Here is a 7,367-nt window from a genome sequence, read left to right on the forward strand (position 1 = left end):
AGGCGGGCCTTCAGAAGAAGACCGACCGGCGCTGCACCAGCAGCTCGTACAGCGTGTGCTGAATCGTTTCCCGCACCTGGTCGGTCAGGTTGAACACCAGCATCGGGTCCTCCGCCGCCTCCGGCGGATAGCCGTCCGTGGCGATCGGCTCGCCGAACTGGATCGCCCACTTCGTCGGCAGCGGCACCAGCCCCGCCGGGCCGAACCACGGGAAGGTCGGGGTCAGCGGGAAGTACGGCAGCCCCAGCAGCCGCGCCACCGTGCGCGCGTTGCCCAGCATCGGGTACGTCTCCTCCGCGCCCACCACCGAGCACGGCACGATCGGCACCTTCGTCTTCAGCGCCGTCGCGACGAAACCCCCGCGGCCGAAGCGCTGCAGCTTGTAGCGGTCGGCGAAGGGCTTGCCGATGCCCTTGAAGCCCTCCGGCATCACGCCGACGACCTCGCCGCGCTCCAGCAGCACCTCCGCGTCCTCCGCGCACGCCAGCGTGTGGCCGGCCTTGCGCGCCAGCTCGTTGACCAGCGGCAGCACGAAGACCAGATCCGCCGCGAGCAGCCGCAGATGGCGGCCGGCCGGGTGGTGGTCGTGCACGGCGACCTGCGTCATCAGGGCGTCGAGCGGCAGCGTGCCGGAGTGGTTGGAGACGACCAGCGCGCCGCCCTCGGCGGGGATGTTCTCGATACCGCGGACCTCGACGCGGAAGTACCGCTCGTACAGCGGTCGCAGCAGCGACATCAGCACCTGGTCGGTCAGCTCGGCGTCGTAGCCGAACTCGTCGACCTCGTAGTCGCCGGTGACCCGGCGGCGCAGGAAGGCCAGGCCCGAGGCGACCCTGCGGTCCCAGTCCGCGCCCAGCACCCGCTCGGCCACCGCCCCCAGCACGGAACCGCCCGGCCCCGAGGCCCCGGCGCCCGAGGGCCCGCCATCCGCGGCCCCCGCCTGCGCGCCCGGCCCGGCACCCGGCCCCGCCCGGCCGCCCGCGGACTGCGCCGGGATGCCCGGCACGGCCCCCTGGCCGCCCTGCGCGCCCGCGCCGTCACCCGCACGCGCACCCGCACCCGGGCCCGTACCCTCCACCGCGTCCGGTACGGCCGCCAGCGGCGGCTGCGGCGCCTCCGCGGCCGTCCCGCCTGCCCCGCCCGCCGTAGCGCCCCCAGAGGCCCGCCCACGGCCCGTACGGGGCCGCCCGGCCCCCGCGCCGGAGCCGGCGCCGGAACCCGAGCCCGTACCGCCGCGCCTGCCGCGCGAGTCCTCGCCGAACGGGATCACCTTGGCGTCGCCCACGGTCCCTGCTCCTTCCGGTTGTGCTGCGGCCCCCCGAGCCCGGGCACCGCCGCCGCGAGCCGGTCCACACCGGCGGCGAGCCGCTGCGGGGGCAGCAGCCCGGGGCCGTGGGCGCGGGCGAAGTCGGCGAGCGCCTCCGCCGTGGTGTACGTCGGCGTGAAACCGAGCGTGCCACGCATCTCCCGGGTGTCCACCACCCGCCCGTGCGTGAGCAGCCGGATCTGCTCGGGCGAGAAGTCGGTGACCCCCGCCGTCCGCAGCATCGACCCCACCCACGTCACCGCGGGCAGCAGCACCGGCGCTGTCGGCCGGCCCAGCCGCCGCGCGGCCTGCGACAGCAGCAGCACCCCGTCGCCGGCGATGTTGAACGTGCCGCTGTTCAGCGTGCCGCGCCGGGCGTCCTTCGACGCCAGCACCAGCACGTCCACCACGTCGTCCTCGTGCACGAACTGCAGCCGCGGGTCGTAGCCGAGGACCGTCGGCAGCACCGGCAGCTTGAAGTACCCGGCGAGCGGGGTGTCCGCGGTCGGCCCGAGGATGTTGGCGAAGCGCAGCACCGCGACCGCGACGTCCGGCCGCCGCCGCGCGAAACCCCGCACGTATCCCTCGACCTCGACCGCGTCCTTGGCGAAGCCGCCGCTGGGCAGCGACTTGACCGGCGTCGTCTCCCGGAAGACCGCGGGGTCGCGCGGCGCGGAACCGTACACGCTGGTGGTCGACTTCACGACCAGGCGGCGGACCGTCGGGGCCTTCTGGCACGCGCCGAGCAGCTGCATCGTGCCGATGACGTTGGTCTCCTTGACCTGCGTACGGCCCCCGGAGCCGAGCGGGGTGCCGGTGACGTCCAGGTGCACGACGGTGTCGACGGAGTGCTGCGCCAGCACCTTGCCGATCATCGGCTGCCGGATGTCGGCCCGGACGAACTCCGCCTCCCCCAGGCCGTGCTCGGGCGTCACCGCGTCGACGGCGATGACGCGGCGCACCGCCGGGTCGCGCTGTATGCGCCGCACGAACCGGCCGCCCAGCTGCCGCGCGGCGCCCGTGACGAGCACGACGCCGCCCACACTGCCGTCGCTCAAGCTGCGCCTCCTGTCGGGAACACCCGCACCGTATCCCGTGCGCTCGCCGGCCGTACGCCCCGACACAGGCCCGGCACCACCCGGACGTGCCACCGCCCGGACATGCCACTGCCCTCCCCCGGCCGCCCGCAGGCGGTGGAGGAGGGCAGGAAGCGCGGCGGACGTCCGGCGGACCGGAGCCTCGAAGCCGGCCGCTCGCTACTTCTTGTTGCGGCGCTGGACACGCGTCCGCTTCAGCAGCTTGCGGTGCTTCTTCTTGGCCATACGCTTGCGCCGCTTCTTGATGACTGAGCCCACGACTACCCTCGCTTCGGTTTCACTCGGTGCGGGGCGTCCGAGCCCACACGACCTACGTCGGCCAAGCCTACCCGCCCGGAGCGGACGGACATAAACGAGGCCCACGAGATACGGTCATCTGCCCGTCAGGGCGTTCTCAGGCAGATTCCACCCCCACGTAGGACTCCCGGAGGTACTCGTGGACGGCCTGCTCCGGAACCCGGAAGGAACGACCCACGCGAATCGCCGGCAGATGACCGCTGTGCACCAGTCGGTACACCGTCATCTTGGACACCCGCATCACCGCCGCCACTTCGGCGACGGTGAGAAAAACGACCTCGTTCAGAGGGCGCGTTTCGGTAACAGCCATGTCACACCTGAACCTTCCGCACACGCCGGGCACCGGCTTCCCCTCCGGCGACTCAAAGCGGCATGTGCGCTCCCCCCCAGATTAGGGGCGCATGAGGCAAGTGGGGAAGAGGAGTTGCCTATGGATGACTACTGTGACAGCCAGGCCCGTTTGAGCACGTAGCGCGTCAATGGCCGGTAGTAATCGGACCGTATGGCGTCGTCCACCGGTACCGCCACCGACACGCTGCCCTCTGCTTCGGCGACGAAAACAGCCGGGTCGTCGCAGTCCGCCAGACCGATCGCCTCGATGCCCAACTGACCTGCACCGCATACGAATCCGTGATCGCCGACGACCAGCCGCGGCAGCACGCCGCCCGGCTCCGCGGCGGCCGACAGCACCGCCCTGACCGGCAGCGGCGAGTGGGTGTGCGCCCCCGGCTCCACCTGGGTACGGTCACCGTCCGTGGTCACCGGGCGCACCACGGCGACCCCGCCGACGTACCAGAGAAGATGACGACGTACGCCGAAGTGCGTGCGCATGTCCACATCCCGCCCATACGCCGGGGTGAGGACGACACATCCCGCCGCCGAGAGCGCCGCCGCCAAGGATGCGTAGAAACCGAGAAGGCGGTGTGGATGTCCTGTGCCCAAGAGCACCGGGATACGGTCGCGGGCCGCCCGCGCGAGCCGCTCGGCGAACGCGTCCAGCGCCGCCACCGTGCAGTCCGGGTCGATCGCCTCGGGACCCGACGTCAGCGCCGGGTCCGGCGACACCCCGCACCGGTCCGCCATGAGCCGCAGCAGCTCCGGCACCGTCCACGCGCCCAGCGGATCGAGCCCCAGCGTCAGCCGCGGATCGCGCGCCGCGAACAGCCGGTAGCTCGCCAGGCTCTTCTCCCGGGGCGTGCCGACCTGCCCGGCAAGACCCGTCGCCACCAGATGCGCACGCAGGGCGCCTGCACTCACCACGGCATGATCGTCGTACGCCGGCCCGCCCCCGGTGCGCGGAAACCGCGGGATTCACCCTCCAGGGACCCCCTGCCCGACACACGTCCGCCCGGACGAGCCGACAGCGGCACCCGCCGCGGCCCCCGCGGCCCTACGGCAGCAGCCCGTGCAGCGGGAAGACCGCCCGCCGGGTCGCCAGGATCGCCTGGTCCAGCCGGTCGGCCGGGTCGTAGCCGGCGTCCTCGAAGCTTGCCCAGCGCGGCTCGCGCCCGTCCGTCATCCGCAGCGGCGCGAACTGCCGGGTGCGGGCGTAGACCTCGTGCCGCCACTCCTCCGGCACCGCCGTCGCCGGCTCCAGCGGCGCGCCCGCCGCAACGGCCACCAGGTGCGTCCACGTCCGCGGCACGACGTCGGCCACCGCGTACCCGCCGCCGCCCAGCGCCACCCACCGCCCGCCGGCGTGCTCGTGCGCCAGCCCGTGGACGGCCTCGGCCACCGCCCGCTGCGCGTCCACCGTCACCGCCAGGTGCGCCAGCGGGTCCTCGACGTGCGTGTCCGCCCCGTGCTGGCTCACCAGCACCTGCGGCCGGAACGCCGCCAGCAGCTCCGGCACGACCGCGTGGAAGGCCCGCAGCCACCCCGCGTCGCCCGTCCCCGCCGGCAGCGCCACGTTCACCGCCGAGCCCTCCGCCGCCGGGCCGCCGGTCTCCTCCGGCCAGCCGGTCTGCGGGAAGAGCGTGCGCGGGTGCTCGTGCAGCGACACCGTCAGCACCCGCGGATCGTCCCAGAACGCCGTCTGCACCCCGTCCCCGTGGTGTACGTCCACGTCGACGTACGCCACCCGCTCCGCGCCCAGCTCCAGCAGCCGCGCCACCGCCAGGGCGGCGTCGTTGTAGACGCAGAAGCCCGAGGCCGCGCCCGGCATCGCATGGTGCAGCCCGCCGGAGAAGTTCACCGCGTGCGCCGCCTCACCACGCCACACCGCCTCCGCCGCCCCCACCGACTGGCCGGCGATCAGCGCCGAGGTCTCGTGCATCCGCGGGAAGACCGGGTTGTCGTCCGTCCCCAGCCCGTAGGAGGCGTAGGCGCGGTACGCCTCCCGTACCGACGCCGGGTCCTGCCCCGCGCGGCGTACCGCCGCCACATAGTCCTGGTCGTGCACCAACGCCAGCGTCGACTCCCCCGCCGCCGGCGCCGCCACCACCGTCAGCGCCGGGTCGAGCCCGAGCGCCCGCACCAGCCCCCGGGTGAGCGTCAGCCGCACCGGGTCCATGGGATGCCCGGGCCCGAAGTCGTACCCGGTGACCCGCTCATCCCACATCAACAGTGCTCGGCCGCTCATGGCCGACACCGTACCCGGCGGGCCCCGCGTCGAAAGACTTCGCGTAATACAGAGTCGCCGCCACAAGCAGCATCGGTACGAGCATGGCGCCGCGGTAACTCCACGCGTCTCCCAATGCCCCCACCAATGGTGAGCCCACGAGAAATCCGACGTAATTGAAGACGTTCAAGCGCGCGATCGCCGCGTCCGAAGCCGTCGGGAACAGCCGCCCGGCCGCCGCGAACGTCTGCGGCACGATCACGCACAACCCGAACCCCAGCAGGGTGAAGCCCAGCATCCCTACCCACGCCCCGGGCGCCACCGCCACGACGGCGAACCCCGCCACCGCCACCACCGTCCCCAGCCGCACGACCGCCACCGCCCCGAACCGCCGCACCCCGAAATCGCCCACGGAGCGCCCGAGGAGCGTCGTCACCATGTAGACGGCGTAGGGGACGGTCGACAGCTGCTCGGAGCTGTGCAGGGTGTCCTGGAGGTACTTCGCGCTCCAGTTGGAGACGGTCGAGTCGCCGATGTAGGCGAAGGACATCACCAGGCAGAGCGGCAGCAGCAGCCGCATCACCACCGGCACGGCCGCCTTCGGCTGCTCCTGGGGGTCCTGCTGGGAGTGCTGCCGCGAGGGGGCCTGCTTGCCGTGCGCGCCGTGCGGGCCGTCGTCGGCGTCCCGGTACCAGCGGCTGGCCACCAGCGTCAGCGGGATCAGCACCAGCACGGCCGGCCCGTAGATCGCCACCAGCGAGATGTGCCAGTGCGCCCCCGACCACGCCAGCACCGAGCCGACGATCCCGCCCAGACTGTAGGCCGCGTGGAAGCCCAGCATGATGCTGCGCCCGTACGCCCGCTGGAGGCTCACCCCGAGCATGTTCATCGACGCGTCCAGCCCGCCGACGCACACCCCGAACAGCGCGAGCGTCACCGCCGCCACCCACATCCGGTTGCCGGCCCCGAGCCCGAGCAGCACCAGCGCGACCACCGGCTGCACCCAGCGCAGCACCACGCTCGGCCGCACCCGCGCCACCAGCTTCTCGGTGCCGACGCTCCCGACGCCGGCCAGGATCGGCACCGCGGCGAGGAAGACCGGCAGCAGCCCGTCGCCGATCCCGTAGCGGTCCTGGATCGCCGGAATCCGGGTCACCAGCAATGCGAAGAGCGCTCCCTGCGCGAAGAAGCTCACGGCCAGGGCGGCGCGGCCGTGCCGCAGCGGCTGCGTGTCGTCCATGAGCGAGCACGGTAGACGCGAAAGCTACGGATGAGTAGGTGCAGGCGGTCACGATCCTGCGTCACGCCCCGCGGCGCCGCCCGTCCGGGCTACGCAGGCAGCTCAGGCACGGTGTCCGGAGGGCGTCAGCCCAGCAGCAGGGCGGGCAGCTCGGCCATCTGGCCGAAGAGCTCGGTGGCGTCCGCGAGCTTGGCCGGCGGCGTCATCCCGGTGTAGCCGTACACATCCATCCCGGCCGCCCGCGCCGCCGCCACCCCGAGCGCACTGTCCTCCACCACGGCACACCGCTCCGGCGGTACGCCCATGGTCCGCGCCGCGTGCAGGAACAGATCCGGCGCCGGCTTCCCGCGCCCCACGTCCTGCGCCGAGAAGATCCGCTCCTCCCCGAACAGCCGGTAGAGCCCCGTCTTGCGCAACGCGACCCTGATCCGCTCATGCCCCGCCGACGACGCCAGGCAGTACGGCACCCCGTCCGCCGCCAGCTTCTCCACCACCGTGGCGGCCCCCTCGACGGCCACCAGCTCCCGCTCGAAGGCCGCGAAGACCCGGCCGTGGTAGTCCGCGTCGAACCCGGCCGGAAGCCGCTCGCCGGCCCGCTCCCACACGACGTCATGCACCCGGTGCATGGCGGCGCCCATGAAGTCCCTGACGGACTCCTCGGTCGTGGTCGGATACCCGGCCTCGGTCAGGCACTCCGCGAGGATCCGGTTGGAGATCGGCTCACTGTCCACGAGGACGCCGTCGTTGTCGAAGATCACCAGGTCATACCGCACCCCGTCACTGTAACCCGGGGCCTGGTAGGCGCCTGAACGCAGAAAAGCGTCAGCCCCCGTGCATTGCACGGGGGCTGACGCTTTATCAAAATAA

8 protein-coding genes are annotated in these 7,367 nt (G+C 72.9%); all 8 read right to left on the reverse strand.

Features of this window, described 5'->3' with window-relative positions; all coding sequences use genetic code 11:
- Positions 1–10 precede the first annotated feature (10 nt).
- Positions 11–1,285: a lysophospholipid acyltransferase family protein gene (locus tag HCN08_RS33170; RefSeq protein WP_322974830.1), complete on the reverse strand. Its 1,275-nt coding sequence runs from the start codon at positions 1,283–1,285 to the stop codon at positions 11–13.
- Entirely contained in the window at positions 1,267–2,349 is a 1,083-nt protein-coding gene (locus HCN08_RS33175) for an NAD-dependent epimerase/dehydratase family protein (protein ID WP_167987051.1), read from the reverse strand. The genes HCN08_RS33170 and HCN08_RS33175 overlap by 19 nt, the downstream gene beginning before the upstream one ends.
- A 213-nt stretch (positions 2,350–2,562) precedes the next feature.
- Positions 2,563–2,766, reverse strand: coding sequence for a 30S ribosomal protein bS22 (locus HCN08_RS37080; RefSeq protein ID WP_456319015.1), 204 nt, complete (start codon positions 2,764–2,766; stop codon positions 2,563–2,565).
- Between the two features lie 31 nt (positions 2,767–2,797).
- Positions 2,798–3,010, reverse strand: coding sequence for a helix-turn-helix domain-containing protein (locus tag HCN08_RS33185; RefSeq protein WP_167987042.1), 213 nt, complete (start codon positions 3,008–3,010; stop codon positions 2,798–2,800).
- A 128-nt stretch (positions 3,011–3,138) separates the two neighbouring features.
- On the reverse strand, positions 3,139–3,960 hold the full coding sequence (locus HCN08_RS33190; protein WP_167987043.1) for a phosphatase: 822 nt from the start codon (positions 3,958–3,960) through the stop codon (positions 3,139–3,141).
- 130 nt (positions 3,961–4,090) lie between these two features.
- Positions 4,091–5,281, reverse strand: a complete 1,191-nt coding sequence (locus HCN08_RS33195; protein ID WP_167987044.1) for an acetoin utilization protein AcuC — start codon at positions 5,279–5,281, stop codon at positions 4,091–4,093.
- On the reverse strand, positions 5,250–6,500 hold the full coding sequence (locus HCN08_RS33200) for an MFS transporter (protein WP_206319541.1): 1,251 nt from the start codon (positions 6,498–6,500) through the stop codon (positions 5,250–5,252). Before HCN08_RS33200 ends, HCN08_RS33195 begins: the two co-directional genes overlap by 32 nt.
- 125 nt (positions 6,501–6,625) lie before the next feature.
- Positions 6,626–7,273 (reverse strand): HAD family hydrolase, encoded by a 648-nt coding sequence (locus tag HCN08_RS33205; RefSeq protein WP_167987045.1) that lies wholly within the window; start codon positions 7,271–7,273, stop codon positions 6,626–6,628.
- Positions 7,274–7,367: the final 94 nt, after the last annotated feature.

This window comes from Actinacidiphila epipremni, assembly GCF_012034175.1.
In the GTDB taxonomy this organism is placed as follows: Bacteria; Actinomycetota; Actinomycetes; order Streptomycetales; family Streptomycetaceae; genus Actinacidiphila; species Actinacidiphila epipremni.